This is a genomic window from Pseudomonas sp. RIT-To-2, assembly GCF_029623465.1.
GTDB lineage: Bacteria > Pseudomonadota > Gammaproteobacteria > Pseudomonadales > Pseudomonadaceae > Aquipseudomonas > Aquipseudomonas silvicola.
This window is the reverse complement of record NZ_JAPYKM010000067.1, coordinates 1-13,182: the sequence shown is the minus strand read 5'-3', so window position 1 is coordinate 13,182 and position 13,182 is coordinate 1. Positions and strand designations below refer to the sequence as shown.

General features: G+C 66.0%; 14 protein-coding genes. 5 read left to right on the top strand and 9 right to left on the bottom strand.

Translation table 11 applies throughout. The annotated features are described in order from the left end of the window. Together QBK88_RS30005 and QBK88_RS30000 are read left to right on the top strand one after the other, a co-directional pair. Window positions 1–764: helix-turn-helix domain-containing protein (locus QBK88_RS30005; protein WP_277964929.1), on the top strand; the 764-nt coding region annotated here is incomplete at its 5' end. Between the two features lie 102 nt (window positions 765–866). Continuing rightward, window positions 867–1,955, top strand: coding sequence for an enoyl-CoA hydratase/isomerase family protein (locus tag QBK88_RS30000; RefSeq protein ID WP_277964928.1), 1,089 nt, complete (start codon window positions 867–869; stop codon window positions 1,953–1,955). Window positions 1,956–2,002: 47 nt separating this feature from the next. Here QBK88_RS30000 and QBK88_RS29995 read toward each other — a convergent pair whose 3' ends face one another. The 5 genes from QBK88_RS29995 to QBK88_RS29975 all read right to left on the bottom strand — a co-directional run bounded on the left by QBK88_RS29995 (window position 2,003) and on the right by QBK88_RS29975 (window position 6,987). Then, on the bottom strand, window positions 2,003–2,776 hold the full coding sequence (locus QBK88_RS29995) for an enoyl-CoA hydratase (protein ID WP_277964927.1): 774 nt from the start codon (window positions 2,774–2,776) through the stop codon (window positions 2,003–2,005). A gap of 16 nt (window positions 2,777–2,792) precedes the next feature. Further along, a complete protein-coding gene (locus QBK88_RS29990; RefSeq protein ID WP_277964926.1) occupies window positions 2,793–3,920 on the bottom strand; it encodes an acyl-CoA dehydrogenase in 1,128 nt (375 codons plus the stop codon). Between the two features lie 9 nt (window positions 3,921–3,929). Beyond that, on the bottom strand, window positions 3,930–5,117 hold the full coding sequence (locus tag QBK88_RS29985; RefSeq protein WP_277964925.1) for an acetyl-CoA C-acyltransferase: 1,188 nt from the start codon (window positions 5,115–5,117) through the stop codon (window positions 3,930–3,932). Between the two features lie 15 nt (window positions 5,118–5,132). Next, window positions 5,133–5,900 carry an SDR family NAD(P)-dependent oxidoreductase gene (locus QBK88_RS29980; protein WP_277964924.1) on the bottom strand — a complete coding sequence of 256 codons (768 nt, stop codon included), beginning with the start codon at window positions 5,898–5,900 and terminating at the stop codon, window positions 5,133–5,135. 76 nt (window positions 5,901–5,976) lie between these two features. Further along, complete coding sequence (locus tag QBK88_RS29975) at window positions 5,977–6,987, bottom strand: AraC family transcriptional regulator (RefSeq protein ID WP_277964923.1); 1,011 nt, start codon at window positions 6,985–6,987, stop codon at window positions 5,977–5,979. A gap of 132 nt (window positions 6,988–7,119) precedes the next feature. Between QBK88_RS29975 and QBK88_RS29970 the strand changes: the two genes are divergently transcribed. After that, a complete protein-coding gene (locus QBK88_RS29970; RefSeq protein ID WP_277964922.1) occupies window positions 7,120–8,127 on the top strand; it encodes an alpha/beta fold hydrolase in 1,008 nt (335 codons plus the stop codon). A 17-nt stretch (window positions 8,128–8,144) separates the two neighbouring features. Continuing rightward, entirely contained in the window at window positions 8,145–9,092 is a 948-nt protein-coding gene (locus tag QBK88_RS29965) for a D-2-hydroxyacid dehydrogenase family protein (RefSeq protein ID WP_277964921.1), read from the top strand. Here QBK88_RS29965 and QBK88_RS29960 read toward each other — a convergent pair. The 4 genes from QBK88_RS29960 to QBK88_RS29945 all read right to left on the bottom strand — a co-directional run bounded on the left by QBK88_RS29960 (window position 9,081) and on the right by QBK88_RS29945 (window position 12,330). Beyond that, the gene (locus QBK88_RS29960; protein ID WP_277964920.1) at window positions 9,081–9,668 is read right to left on the bottom strand and encodes a DinB family protein; all 588 of its coding nucleotides are present in this window, start codon (window positions 9,666–9,668) and stop codon (window positions 9,081–9,083) included. The genes QBK88_RS29965 and QBK88_RS29960 overlap by 12 nt on opposite strands. 10 nt (window positions 9,669–9,678) lie before the next feature. Next, window positions 9,679–10,782 (bottom strand): cell division protein ZapE, encoded by a 1,104-nt coding sequence (gene zapE / locus QBK88_RS29955; RefSeq protein ID WP_277964919.1) that lies wholly within the window; start codon window positions 10,780–10,782, stop codon window positions 9,679–9,681. 86 nt (window positions 10,783–10,868) lie between these two features. Next, a complete protein-coding gene (locus QBK88_RS29950) occupies window positions 10,869–12,014 on the bottom strand; it encodes a PQQ-dependent sugar dehydrogenase (protein WP_277964918.1) in 1,146 nt (381 codons plus the stop codon). 22 nt (window positions 12,015–12,036) lie between these two features. Next, entirely contained in the window at window positions 12,037–12,330 is a 294-nt protein-coding gene (locus tag QBK88_RS29945; RefSeq protein WP_277964917.1) for a hypothetical protein, read from the bottom strand. Window positions 12,331–12,511: 181 nt separating this feature from the next. Here QBK88_RS29945 and QBK88_RS29940 point away from each other — a divergent pair, with 181 nt between their 5' ends. Beyond that, window positions 12,512–13,054, top strand: a complete 543-nt coding sequence (locus QBK88_RS29940; protein WP_277964916.1) for an LEA type 2 family protein — start codon at window positions 12,512–12,514, stop codon at window positions 13,052–13,054. The last annotated feature ends 128 nt before the right edge of the window (window positions 13,055–13,182 follow it).

The window sequence follows — 13,182 nt, the reverse complement described above, 5'->3', positions numbered from 1 at the left end:
TGGCCCGTACCATCGAGCACCTGGGCAGCCCGCGCTTCTTCAAGCAATTGATCCTGCTGTTGCACCACTGGCTGCCCTTTGACAACGCCCTGGCCATCCACTACCCCAGCGACGCCGCCCCCCGCGCGCTGGAGGAATATGACGCCCTGCCCCATAGCGGCCCGGCCGCCATGCTCATCTACCTGGACGGCCTGTACCTGCTGGACCCATTTTTCCAGGCCTGCCGCGAGGGCATCGCCAGCGGCCTGTATCGCCTGGAGGAAGTGGCCCCCGACCATTTCCGCCAGAGCGAGTACTACCTCAACTATTTCCACGACAACGTGCTGGAAGACGAACTGCAATTCATCGTGCAACTGGGCGCCGAAGGCACTTTGTCTCTGTCGTTGGGCATGCGCCAACCGTTCAGCACGGCCCAGGTAGGCCGCCTGCACACCCTGGCGCCCTGGGTCCTGGCGCTGATGCGCCAGCACTGGCACGCCCAGGCCCCACGCGCGGTGGCCCCTGAGCCACGGGAGCTGTCCCACCATATCCGCGACGCCATGAGCCAGTTCGGCGCCGGGGTGCTGTCGGAGCGGGAAGTGGAAATCGCCCGCCTGATTTTGCGCGGCTTCTCCTCCAAGGCCATGGCGGAGCGGCTGCACATCTCCCCGGAGACCATCAAGGTGCACCGCCGCCACCTGTACGCCAAACTCGATATCGCCTCGCAGCCCGAGCTTTTTTCCTTGTTTATCCAGGCCTTGGGACACGACCCGCAACATCCCTGAGGCAACCGCCGCTTTAGCGTCTATGCTTGCAGAGGGCCGCCGGCAATGCATGCCAACAGGCCCGCAACTTATTGGAATACCACACAAAACAGGGAGTACGCGATGACCGCTGCGGCGTTTGGCACCCTCAATCTGAGCCTGGGTACCCTGACCGATCAGGTCATGGGTGAAGTGCGCAACCACATTGGCCACCTCACCCTCAACCGCCCCGACGACCTCAACGCACTCAACCTGGACATGGTGCGCACCCTGCGCGGCTACCTCGATGCTTTCGCCGCCGACCCGCACATTCACGCGGTGATGCTGCGTGGCAACGGCCGCGGTCTGTGCGCCGGCGGCGATATCCGCTGGCTGTACGACACGTATCAAAACGGCACCCAGCAGCACGAAACCTTCTTCACCGAGGAATACGCCCTGGATTTGTGCCTGCACCATTACCGCAAGCCGGTGGTGGCGCTGATGGATGGCTATACCCTGGGCGGCGGCATGGGCCTGGCTCAGGGCGCCGACTTGCGCATCGTCACCGAGCGCAGCCGCATCGGCATGCCGGAAGTCGCCATCGGCTACTTCCCCGACGTCGGCGGCAGCTACTTCCTGCCACGCATTCCGGGCGAACTGGGCATCTACCTGGGCGTCACCGGCGCCCAGGTCCAGGCCGCCGATGCCCTGTACTGCGGCTTGGCCGACTGGTACCTGGACAGCGGCAAACTGGCCACCCTGGATGAACGCCTCGACCGCCTGGCCTGGACGGGCAACCCTCTGAAGGACCTGCAGAGCGCCCTGGCGAAACTGGGCCAGCAAGCCCTGCCCAACGCCCCCCTGGACCGCCTGCGCCCAGCCATCGACCACTTCTTCGCGCTGCCCGACATCGCCAGCATGATCGAGCAACTGCACCAGGTCACCGTCGCCGACAGCCACCAATGGGCCGACGCCACCGCGCAACTGATGAAACAGCGGTCGCCGCTGGCCATGTCCGTCACCCTGGAAATGCTGCGCCGCGGGCGGCACATGAGCCTGGAAGAGTGCTTCACCATGGAAATGCACCTGGACCGCCAGTGGTTCGCCCATGGCGACCTGCTGGAAGGTGTGCGGGCGCTGCTGATCGACAAGGACAAGCAGCCACGCTGGCGGCCGCCGACGCTGGAACTGCTGGACCGCAAGCAGGTGCAGCAGTTCTTCGAAGGGGTATAGCAAAAGCCGGGGCGGCCGCTACCGCAGGCCTTTGGCGAGGTTCTGAATCAACGCCCGTTGAAACGCGCTTCGCGCTTGGCGATGAACGCGGCCATGCCTTCTTTTTGATCCTGCGTCGCGAACGCCGCATGGAACACCCGGCGCTCGAACCGCACACCCTCGCTGAGGCTGACTTCGAAGGCTCGGTTGACGCTTTCCTTGACCATCATCGCCACCGGCAACGACTTGGCGGCGATCTGCGCGGCCGTCGCCAGCGCTTCTTCCAGCAACTGGTCCGCCGGGATGATGCGCGCCACCACACCGGCACGCTCGGCTTCCACCGCATCCATCAGCCGGCCGGTGAGGCACAGTTCCATGGCCTTGGCCTTGCCCACGGCATGGGTCAGGCGCTGGGTGCCACCCATGCCTGGCAGTACGCCCAGCTTGATTTCCGGTTGGCCGAACTTCGCCGTGTCGGCGGCCAGGATGAAGTCGCACATCAGCGCCAGTTCGCAACCACCCCCCAGGGCGAAGCCGGCCACGGCGGCGATCATCGGGGTGCGGCGGTTGGCGATGCGGTCGGTCTCGCTGAACAGGTCGTCCAGGTAGATCTGCGGGTAGGTGCGCTCGGCCATTTCCTTGATATCGGCACCGGCCGCGAACGCCTTGGCGGAGCCGGTGAGGACAATGCAGCCAATGTCGCGGTCGGCGTCCAGGATGTCCAGAGCCTGGTTCAATTCGCTGATCAGCTGGGCGTTGAGGGCGTTGAGCGCCTCCGGCCGGTTGAGGGTGATCAGGGCAACACGGTCACGGGTTTCCAGCAGCAGGGTTTGGTACGCCATCGAAGCGGTCTCCTTGTTATAAGTTGCGCGCAATGACCATGCGCTGGATGTCGCTGGTGCCTTCATAGATCTGGCAGATACGCACGTCGCGGTAAAGGCGCTCCAGCGGGAAGTCATTGAGGTAACCATAGCCACCCAAGGTCTGCAACGCGTCTGAACAGGCCTTTTCAGCCATTTCCGAGGCGAACAGCTTGGCGATCGAGGCCTCCACCAGGGCCGGTTGCCCGGCATCGCGCAGGGCCGCGGCGTGGTAGACCATTTGCCGGGCGACGCTGATCTGGGTGTGCATGTCGGCCAGGCGAAAAGCCACGGCCTGGTGCTCGATCAAGGGCTGGCCGAAGCTGGTGCGTTCACGGGCGTAGTCGCGGGCGGCCTCGAAGGCAGCACGGGCCATGCCCACGGCCTGGGCGGCGATGCCGATGCGCCCGCCTTCGAGGTTGGCCAGGGCGATCTTGTAGCCCTGCCCTTCGCTGCCCAGCAGGTTGGCGGCGGGCACGCGCAGGTCGTCGAACACCAGTTGGCAGGTGTCGCTGGCATGCAGACCGAGCTTTTCCTCGACCCGCACCACCTGATAGCCGGGGGTGTCGGTGGGCACGATGAAAGCGCTGATGCCCCGTTTGCCCGCCTGCGGGTCAGTGACGGCGAAGACGATGGTCATGCCAGCGTGACTGCCGGAGGTGATGAACTGCTTGCTGCCGTTGATCACGTAATGGTCGCCGTCGCGGCGAGCACGGGTGCGCAGGTTGCTGGCGTCGGAGCCGGCCTGGGCCTCGGTCAACGCAAACGCACCGAGCATGGCGCCGCTGGCCAGGGGTTGCAGGTACTGGGCTTTCTGCGCGTAGGTGCCGAAGGTGAGGATCGGCACGCAGCCCACCGAATTGTGCACGCTCATGATGGTGGAGCACGAACCGTCACCGGCCGCGATTTCTTCCAGGGCCATGGCATAGGCCAGGTACCCGGTATCGCAACCGCCCCACTCCTCCGTCACCAGCATGCCGAAGAAACCCAGCTCGGCCATTTCCGCCAGGGCTTCGCGAGGGAAGGTGTGGTCGCGGTCCCACTGGGCCGAAAACGGCTTCAGGCGTTCCTGGGCGAACTGGCGGGCGGCTTCGCTGATCTGGCGTTGCTCTTCATTGGCTAGCATGGACACTCCTCAATACACACATTCGACGGCCACGGCGGTGGCTTCACCGCCGCCGATGCAGATGGCGGCGATGCCTCGTGACAACTGGCGCTGGCGCAGGGCGTGAATCAGGGTCACCAGGATGCGTGCGCCCGAGGCGCCGATGGGGTGGCCCAGGGCGCAGGCACCGCCGTGCACATTGACCTTGGCGTGGGGCAGGTCAAGTGCCTGCATGGCGGCCAGGGTGACCACCGCGAAGGCCTCGTTGATCTCGAACAGGTCGACGTTGGCCAGGTCCCAGCCGGTGTGGCTGACCAGGCGCTGAATGGCGCCGATGGGCGCGGTGGGGAACAGCCCCGGGGTATCGGCGAAAGTAGCGTGCCCGTGGATGATCGCCAACGGTGCCAGGCCTCGACGCTCGGCCTCGCTGCGGCGCATCAGCACCAGCGCGGCGGCGCCGTCGGAGATCGAGCTGGAATTGGCCGCCGTCACCGTTCCGCCGTCGCGAAAGGCCGGCTTGAGGCCAGGGATCTTGTCCAGCCGCGCCTTGGGCGGTTGTTCATCGTCACTGACCCGGCGTGACTCTTTGCCTGCCTGCACGGCCAGGGGCACGATCTCGTCCTTGAAGTGGCCGCCGCTGATGGCCTGCTGGGCACGGGTCAGGGAGGCAACGGCGAAGTCGTCCTGCTGCTGGCGGCTGAAACCCAGGGCCTGGGCGCAATCTTCAGCGTAGGTGCCCATCAGCCGACCGGGTTCGTAGGCATCCTCCAGGCCATCGAGAAACAGGTGGTCCAGCACCCGGCCGTGGCCCATCCGGTAGCCGGCGCGGGCCTTGTCCAGCAGGTAGGGGGCGTTGGACATGCTCTCCATGCCACCGGCCACCACCACACTGGTGCTGCCGGCGAGCAACTGGTCATGGCCGAGGATGACCGCTTGCATGCCCGAGCCGCACATCTTGTTCAGGGTGGTGCACGGGGTGCCCTTGTCCAGGCCAGCGCCAAGGGCGGCCTGGCGCGCCGGGGCCTGGCCGAGGCCGGCGGGCAGCACGCAGCCCATCAGCACCTGGCCCACCGCATCGCTGCCCAATTGGGCGCGGCTGACGGCGGCGCGGATGGCTTCGGCACCCAGCTGCGGTGCGGTGAGGCTTTTGAGGTCGCCCTGCAGGCCGCCCATGGGCGTGCGTACAGCGCTGACGATGACGACGGGATCGGTGTTCATGGGGCTCTCCGGGAATTATCTGGCGGCCATGCGCAGGGCGCCGTCCAGGCGAATGACTTCGCCGTTGAGCAGGCGGTTTTCGATGATTTGCCGCACCAGCGCGGCGTACTCGCCAGGGTGGCCGAGCCGCTGCGGGAATGGCACGCCAGCGGCCAGGGACGCGCGCACCGGCTCGGTCATGCCGGCCATCATGGGCGTCTCGAACACACCAGGGGCGATGGTCATCACGCGGATACCAAACCGCGCCAACTCGCGGGCGGCAGGCAGGGTGAGGCTGACAATGGCGCCCTTGGAAGCGGCGTAGGCGGCCTGGCCGATCTGGCCGTCGTAGGCGGCCACCGAGGCGGTGTTGATGATGATGCCGCGCTCGCCGTCTTCGCCGGGCGCGCCTTCGGCCATGGCTGCGGCCGCCAGGCGCATCAGGTTGAAGCTGCCCACTACGTTGATCTCCAGCACCCGGCGGAAACTGTCGAGGCCGTGGGCGCCCTCCTTGCCGAGGATCTTCTCGCCAGCGACCACCCCGGCGCAGTTGACCAGGCCGTGCAGGCCACCGAACGTGCTGACCGCCAGGTCGACGGCCGCCTGGGCCTGGTCTTCGCGGCGGATGTCAGCCACGGCGTGGCGAGCCGTGGGGCCGAGCTTTTGCGCCTGGGCAGCGACGGCCTCGGCATTGAGGTCTACCAGGACCACGTTGGCGCCCGCCTCGGCCAGCAACTGCGCCGTGGCAGCGCCAAGGCCCGAGGCAGCGCCGCTGACCATGAAAGTCCGTTGTGCGATATGCATGGAGCGCTTCCTTATTGTTGTGAGCGTCTCCCTGAAATATGGCCCCGGCCCGGCACGGCGGCAATGGTCAAAGCGCTCAGGGAGCGTGAGCGGTTTGGCCACTGGCGCCCAGGATCAGGCTGCGATAGTGCCCGGGGCTGGCGCCGGTCCATTTGCGAAAGGCCTTGTAGAACGAACTGGCATCGGCAAAGCCCAGGCGCTCGGCGATGGCCTCGAACGGCACGTGCGCTTCGGCCAGCCAGGCCACCGCCAGCTCGCGCCGCACGCTGTCCTTGAGGCGTTGCCAGGTCTGGCCTTCGTCGGCCAGGCGCCGGCGCAAGGTGGCCGCCGACAGTTGCCACTGGCGTGCAGCGGCCTCGGCTTCCGGCCAGCCGTGGGGCGGCTGCTGGCGCAACCACTGGCGCACCTGGCGGGCGAAACTATCGGGGTCGCGGTACTTGACCAGGATGTTGCCCGGGGCGCGGTTGAGAAAGCGTTGCAGCTCGGCGGGGGTGCGGCGCACCGGCAGGTCCAGGCAATCGGCGGCGAAGATGATGCGTGTGCGCGGCCGCTCGAAGCGCAGGTTATCGGAGAACATCACCCGGTAGTCGTCGCAGTAGTCCGGCGCCTCCCCGCGCAGCTCCACTGCCAGAATCGGGATGCGCCGCCCGGCCAGCCAGCACGCCACGCCGTGGACGATCATCCAGTAAGTGAAATAGGTGAAGGCCCGGCGCGGTGGCAAGGCGCTGTCGTCGATGACGATCTCGGCCAGGCTTTGCTGGCGTTGCAGGGTGGCGGGCAGGTCCTCGAGCATCAGCGAGAGAAAGCCCAGGGCGGCTTCCAGCGCGGTTGCCAGGGTTGGCTGAGCCATGGCGCAGCGGCACAGGAACGCCAGGCTGCCGGCGCGCAGGGCGCGCGGGTCCATCCCGAAGAATTCGTCGTCGGTATGGCGCGCTATCTGTCGCCACAGGCGCGAATAGGCCAGCACCGGCACGCGGGCCTGCGCCGGGTCGATACCCGCCAGGGCCAGCGCGGCCTCGGGCGCCAGCGCCGCCTGCTGCAAGGCTTCGCGGACCATTTGCATCGAGATGGTGTCTTTTTGCGCCATGGAACTGCTCGACAGGGTGGACAGTCCATCCTAGCAGCGATAGTGCCGCAAGTGATGAACGCGCCCGGTCCCAGAGGGGGTAGGAAAAGGGTAAAGTCGGTCGGTTGATATTTTCCATGGCGAGGACGCCCCATGCTTCGTGTTTCCACACTCATTCTTTCCTGCCTGCTGGCCGCCGGCGCCCAGGCCGCCGAGCCTCAGGCGCCGGTCTATGGCCAGGAGCTGCAGGGCTTCGACTACCCCTACCCGCTCAAGCACTTCGAGTTCGAGTCCCAGGGCAAGTCCCTGCAAATGGGCTACATGGACGTGCCCGCCACGGGCCACGCCAACGGCCAGACCGTGCTGCTGATGCACGGCAAGAACTTCTGCGCCGCCACCTGGGACACGTCCATCAAGGCCCTGACCGACGCCGGCTACCGCGTGGTGGCTGCCGACCAGATCGGTTTCTGCACCTCCAGCAAGCCTGACTACTACCAGTACAGCTTCCAGCAGCTGGCGACCAACACCCACGCCCTGCTGGCGTCCCTGGGCATCGACAAGGTCACCGTGCTCGGCCACTCCACCGGCGGTATGCTCGCCACCCGCTATGCCCTGCTGTACCCAGGGCAGGTGCAGCGCCTGGCCATGGTCAACCCCATTGGCCTGGAAGACTGGAAAGCCCTGGGCGTGCCCTACCGTACCGTCGACCAGTGGTTCGCACGCGAGGCCAGGCTCAATGCCGACGGCATCCGCAACTACGAACGCAGCACCTATTATGCCGGGCGCTGGAAACCTGAGTTCGAACGCTGGGTCACCATGCTCGCCGGGCTCAACCAGGGCCCTGGGCACAACCTGGTGGCGTGGAATTCGGCGCTGATCTACGACATGATCTTCACCCAGCCGGTGGTCTATGAGTTCAAGGACCTGAAGATGCCGACCCTGCTGCTGATCGGCGACGCCGACACCACTGCCATCGGCAGCGACGTCGCGCCCCCCGAGGTCAAGGCGAAAATCGGCCACTACAACGTGTTGGGCAAACAGGTCAGCCAGGTCATACCCCACGCCACCCTGGTGGAATTCCCCGGCCTGGGCCACGCCCCGCAAATGGAACAACCCGAGCAATTTCACAAGGCCCTGTTGGCCTGGTTATCGAAAAACTGAACTCAAGGAGCAAAGGTATGCGCATAGCCGTGATCGATGACTGGCAGGACGTGGCCAGCGACGTGGTGGACTGGGCCCCACTGCACGCATTGGGCCAGGTGGACTTTGTGCCGGACTACCCTGCCGACACCGAAACCCTGGTGGCCCGCCTGCTGCCGTATGACGTGATCTGCGTGATGCGCGAGCGCACCCGCTTCGATGCGGCGCTGATCCGCAGCCTGCCCAACCTCAAGCTGCTGGCTACCGGTGGCATGCGCAATGCCGCCATCGACCTGGCCGCGGCCAACGCCCTGGGCGTGCAGGTGGTGGGTACCGACAGCTACAAGCACGCCGCGCCGGAACTGACCTGGGCGCTGATCATGGCCTCCACGCGCAACCTGCTGGCGGAAGCCGCATCGCTGCAATCGGGTGGCTGGCAGATCGGCCTGGGGGGCGATCTGCACGGCAAGACCCTGGGCATTCTCGGCCTGGGCAGCATCGGTGAAAAAGTGGCGAAATTCGGCCAGGCGTTCGGCATGAAGGTCATCGCCTGGAGCGAAAACCTGACGGCCGAGCGCGCCAGCAGCATCGGCGTGACCTGGGTCAGCAAACAGGAGCTGTTTGCCCAGGCCGACGTGCTCAGCGTGCACCTGGTGCTGAGCGAGCGCACCCGCGGGCTGGTGGACCGCGAAGCGCTGGGCTGGATGAAACCCCGTGCCTTGCTGGTGAATACCGCGCGCGGGCCGATTGTCGACGAAGACGCGCTGGTGGAGGCACTCAAGGCCAACCGCCTGGGCGGTGCGGCGCTGGATGTATTCAGCGTCGAGCCCCTGCCGGCCAACCACCCGTTCCGTACCCTGCCCAACGTTCTGGCCACCCCCCACGTGGGCTACGTCAGCGCCAACAACTATCGCGTGTTCTACGGCCAGATGATCGAAGACATCCTGGCCTGGCATGACGGCCAGCCCATTCGCCTACTGGCCTGACCACACCTGGGTTTCGGTCCAGCCCAGCTCGGCGAAGTCCTGGGCGCGCAAATGCGCCTCGCCTTCGCAGAAGAATTCGTCGAGCTGGGGCGGTTTGACTTCGGTTTCCGCGAGCATGGCGTGTACCTGGCCACGGTGGTGGATCTGGTGTTCGAACAGGTGCGAGAGCAGGCGCAAGCGGGTATCGCGCTGGGTACGATCGGGGCGCAGGATGGTCACGTAGCGGCCCAGGCTGTCGTCCTTGAGCAACCGGCAACAGGCAATCAGGCGATGGTCGGCCTGGGCCTGCTCGCGATGCAGCGCCAGGCACGTGTGGAACGGCTCTTCGGGGTCGAAGAAGCGCTGGCTGTCCAGCTCCGGCGGCTCGCCGACCTGTTCGCACTCCAGCGCCTGCAGATAGAACCAGTCCACCGTGAGGGTGTGGTTGAGCGTGGCCTTGATCGAGGGAAAAAAACTGCTGCGCGGCGCCAGGAACTCGTCCTGGCTCAGTTGCAGGCAGGCCTTGTAAAGGCGGTGGTTGGCCCAGCCATTGTTGTAGGCCATGGTCAGCAGATGATGCGACAGGAGGTCGGCCATCACGGTGTCCTCAGCTGAAACGTTGCAATTGCATCTCTCGCAGCCGGCTCAGGGTACGCCGGAACGGGAACGACAGGTACCCTTGAGTGTAGAGCCCCTCCAGCACCACCCGTGCTTCGATGTACAACGGCACCCGGCGGTCGTAGCACTCGTCCACCAGGGCAATGAAGCGGCGCACGCCGTCGTCGTTGGCCGACAATCGCGGCAGTTCCCGGTCCCCGGCCACCACCCGTTCGGCGGCATCTTCGGTGCCACGGGCAATCTTCGCCGGCCGTTGCCGGGCGCCCAGTTCCGGTACCTCACCCAGCAGAATGGCGCTGAAGCGGTCGCACAGTTGCATGAAGTCCATGGCGGCCCAGGGCTGCTCGCAGAGTTGCCCGTACGTGCACCATAGGGTGTGTTCGCTGGCCATCACCACAGGCAACTGCCGGTAGCCCACGGCGATGGGGTGGTCGCTGGCGGGCTGTTCGCCGTTCAACTCGGTGAATACCCCGGCCAGCGCCTCGGGCTCGTTCACCCAATAGCGTTGCCGGGTGGCGCCTGGGTGCAGGCGGTGGTCCTGCTCGCCGTCCACCGCCAGCACCTGCATGTGCGCCTCGATGGCGGCGATGGCGGGCAGAAAGCGGTCGCGGTTGAAGCCATCGGCATACAGCTGCGCCGGTGGCTGGTTGGAGGTGGCGACCACTGTCACGCCCGCGTCGAACAGCGCTGACATCAGGCCACCGAGGATCAGGGCGTCGGCAATGTCGGTGACGAAGAATTCGTCGAAGCACAATACCCGGATCTCCCCCGCCAGTTGGCCGGCCAGCGCGTGCAGCGGGTCACGGGTGCCGTTGAGCTGGAACAGATGCTGGTGCACCCAGGCCATGAAATGGTGGAAATGCTGACGCCGCGCGGGCACGGTCAGGCACTGGTGAAACAGATCCATGAGCCAGGTCTTGCCCCGGCCCACGGGGCCCCACAAGTAGAGCCCCTGGCACGGCCGCCCGGCTTCCAGGGCTTCGAAGCAGGCTTGCAGGGCCTGTACGGCGCGCTGCTGGGCAGGGTCGGCGGCGAAGTCGCGATCAGCGAGGGCGTGCTCGTAAGCGGCCTGGGGCGAGCGTGGGGATAGCATGTGACATCCTGTGCAATGGGCTCTGACGCACCGATTCTACGGCATCACCCACGCCCGGTCCCATAGAGGAGCATCAGCGGGCCGTGTCACCGCGAAGGTTGCTGCAAGCCCACCCGCAACAATTGCCCATCATCGGCGTCGGTGAGCACGTACAGGTAGCCATCGGGGCCCTGGCGCACATCGCGTATTCTTGATTTCAGCTCGCCCAGCAGCCGTTCCTCGTGCTTGACCTTGTCACCCTCGAACGTCAGGCGAATCAGTTCCTGATCACCCAGGGCGCCTACGAACAGGTCATGCTGCCAGGCCTTGAAGCGGTCGGCATCATAGAAGGCCATGCCGCTGATGGCCGGCGATTTTGGCCAGAAGTAGACCGGGTCCTTGCCGCCTGGCAGGGTCGTGCCCTTGGCTTCGGAGATCGGTGCCCCGCTGTAGTCGATGCCATGGGTCGCCAGGGGCCAACCGTAGTTCTGGCCGCGCTCGATGACGTTGATTTCGTCGCCACCCCGTGGCCCATGCTCATGGGTCCACAGGGTACCGGTCCAAGGGTTCAGGGCCGCACCTTGCTGGTTGCGATGACCATAGGACCAGATCTCGGGCCGGTCGCCCTTCTGCCCCACGAAGGGGTTGTCATCGGGAACGCGCCCGTCGGGGAAAATGCGTATCACCTTGCCCTGCAACTTGCCCAGGTCCTGGGCTGTGGGCCGCTGGTTGTTCTCGCCCAGAGCGATGAACAGGTAACCGTCACGGTCGAATACCAGCCGTGAACCAAAGTGTTCGCCGGTGGACAGCTTGGGTTGCTGGCGGAAGATCACGCTGAAATTGTCCAGGTGCGTCAGGTCATCGGACAGGCGCCCGCGCCCCACTGCCGTGCCCGCCTTGCCGTCGGGGCCGGCTTCGGCGAAGGACAGGTACACCAGGCGGTCTTCGCGGAACTGCGGCGACAGCGCCACGTCCAGCAGGCCGCCCTGGCCATGGGCCCATACCGTGGGGCCGCCGCTGACAGGCGCCGACAGCTTGCCCTCGGGGCTCACTACCCGCAAGGTGCCCGGCCGCTCGGTGACCAGGTAGCCTTTCCTGTCGGGCAGAAACGCCAGCGCCCAGGGGTGGTGCAGGCCTTCGACCACCGGGGTGACGCTCAAGGGCCCCAGTTCGCTCTTGTAGCTCGCAGGCGTGGCAGCATGGGTCAGCAGGGGTACGGTCAACAGGGTGGCCAAAAGGGTAGGTCGAAACATGGGCGATTCCTTCTGTAGGGCTTCAGTTGCTGTCCGCAGGGCGTGGCGCCGCCTGGCTGGGCGTAGTGGGCGGCGCCGGCACCGGCCGCAGGTTGTTGCCATTGCCGATGCCGCCGTTCTGCAAGGTGGGTGGACGCGGGTTGACCTGGCGCTGCAGGTTCGGCGAACTGGGGGTGACGGGGCGCGTGCCCTGCATGCTGTTGGGGTTGGCGCGGCGCACGGCGCTGTTGTATGGGTTGCCGGGGTCGGTGGCAGCCCCGGCGCTGGTGGCGGCGGCCAGCAGCAGTGAGGCGAGCAGTAGCGGGTAGCGGCTCATGGTGCAGTCTCCCTGGGGGAATGCTGACTATAGGTTCATTGGAACCGCTACCCGGATGAGCGTTCGATCAAACCGGTGTTACAGTCGTAACATTTTGTGGCTCGATAGCCCTGCGCCCACGCGAACCCAGGGGCCTGGCCATGGTCTGAAACAGTGCCGTCCATGACCCGAGAGTGCCTTCATGCCCCGCTACCTGCTGCCCGCTGTGCGCCACTACCTGCTGTTGATGCTGCTGGCAGGCCTGAGCGCATGCGCCCTGCTGCCACCCCGCGACCCGATCAACATCAACGTGGTGGGCATTGAACCCTTGCAAGGGCAGGACCTGGAAGTACGTTTCGCCGTGAAGATCCGGCTGCAGAACCCCAATGAAGACAGCTACAGCTACAACGGCGTGGCCCTGAGCCTGGACGTCAACGGCCGGCCGTTGGCCTCCGGGGTGAGCAACGAAAGCGGTACCCTGGCGCGTTTCTCGGAAACCATCGTCACCGTACCGGTCAGCGTCACCGCCTTCAGCGTACTGCGCCAGACCCTGGGCCTGAGCCAGACCCAGTCCCTGGACAACTTGCCCTACGAACTGCACGGCAAGCTGGCCAACGGCGTGTTCGGCACGGTGCGCTTCAGTGACCACGGCAACCTGTCGCTCGCGCCGGTGGCCGCTGCACCGGCCAATACACCGGACAGCAACCCCTATAAAAACACCCGCTGGCCAGCCGCCACGCCTTGAACGCTCCTTCCACGCGTACCGTCGTAGAACCGGGCGCAAGCCCGGGAAGCAGACAACCCGGTCGATCTCGCAGCCCCCTTCCCGAGCTTCGCCCGGTCCCACAGGCTGCGTCGGCCTTGGGGTGGGAG

Excerpts from the sequence above, each read along its gene's own strand:
- QBK88_RS30000 (WP_277964928.1), top strand. The coding sequence starts at position 867 with ATGACCGCTGCGGCGTTTGGCACCCTCAATCTGAGCCTGGGTACCCTG.
- QBK88_RS29995 (WP_277964927.1), bottom strand. The coding sequence starts at position 2,776 with ATGGCGTACCAAACCCTGCTGCTGGAAACCCGTGACCGTGTTGCCCTG.
- QBK88_RS29990 (WP_277964926.1), bottom strand. The coding sequence starts at position 3,920 with ATGCTAGCCAATGAAGAGCAACGCCAGATCAGCGAAGCCGCCCGCCAG.
- QBK88_RS29985 (WP_277964925.1), bottom strand. The coding sequence starts at position 5,117 with ATGAACACCGATCCCGTCGTCATCGTCAGCGCTGTACGCACGCCCATG.
- QBK88_RS29980 (WP_277964924.1), bottom strand. The coding sequence starts at position 5,900 with ATGCATATCGCACAACGGACTTTCATGGTCAGCGGCGCTGCCTCGGGC.
- QBK88_RS29975 (WP_277964923.1), bottom strand. The coding sequence starts at position 6,987 with ATGGCGCAAAAAGACACCATCTCGATGCAAATGGTCCGCGAAGCCTTG.
- QBK88_RS29970 (WP_277964922.1), top strand. The coding sequence starts at position 7,120 with ATGCTTCGTGTTTCCACACTCATTCTTTCCTGCCTGCTGGCCGCCGGC.
- QBK88_RS29965 (WP_277964921.1), top strand. The coding sequence starts at position 8,145 with ATGCGCATAGCCGTGATCGATGACTGGCAGGACGTGGCCAGCGACGTG.
- QBK88_RS29960 (WP_277964920.1), bottom strand. The coding sequence starts at position 9,668 with ATGGCCGACCTCCTGTCGCATCATCTGCTGACCATGGCCTACAACAAT.
- zapE (WP_277964919.1), bottom strand. The coding sequence starts at position 10,782 with ATGCTATCCCCACGCTCGCCCCAGGCCGCTTACGAGCACGCCCTCGCT.
- QBK88_RS29950 (WP_277964918.1), bottom strand. The coding sequence starts at position 12,014 with ATGTTTCGACCTACCCTTTTGGCCACCCTGTTGACCGTACCCCTGCTG.
- QBK88_RS29945 (WP_277964917.1), bottom strand. The coding sequence starts at position 12,330 with ATGAGCCGCTACCCGCTACTGCTCGCCTCACTGCTGCTGGCCGCCGCC.
- QBK88_RS29940 (WP_277964916.1), top strand. The coding sequence starts at position 12,512 with ATGCCCCGCTACCTGCTGCCCGCTGTGCGCCACTACCTGCTGTTGATG.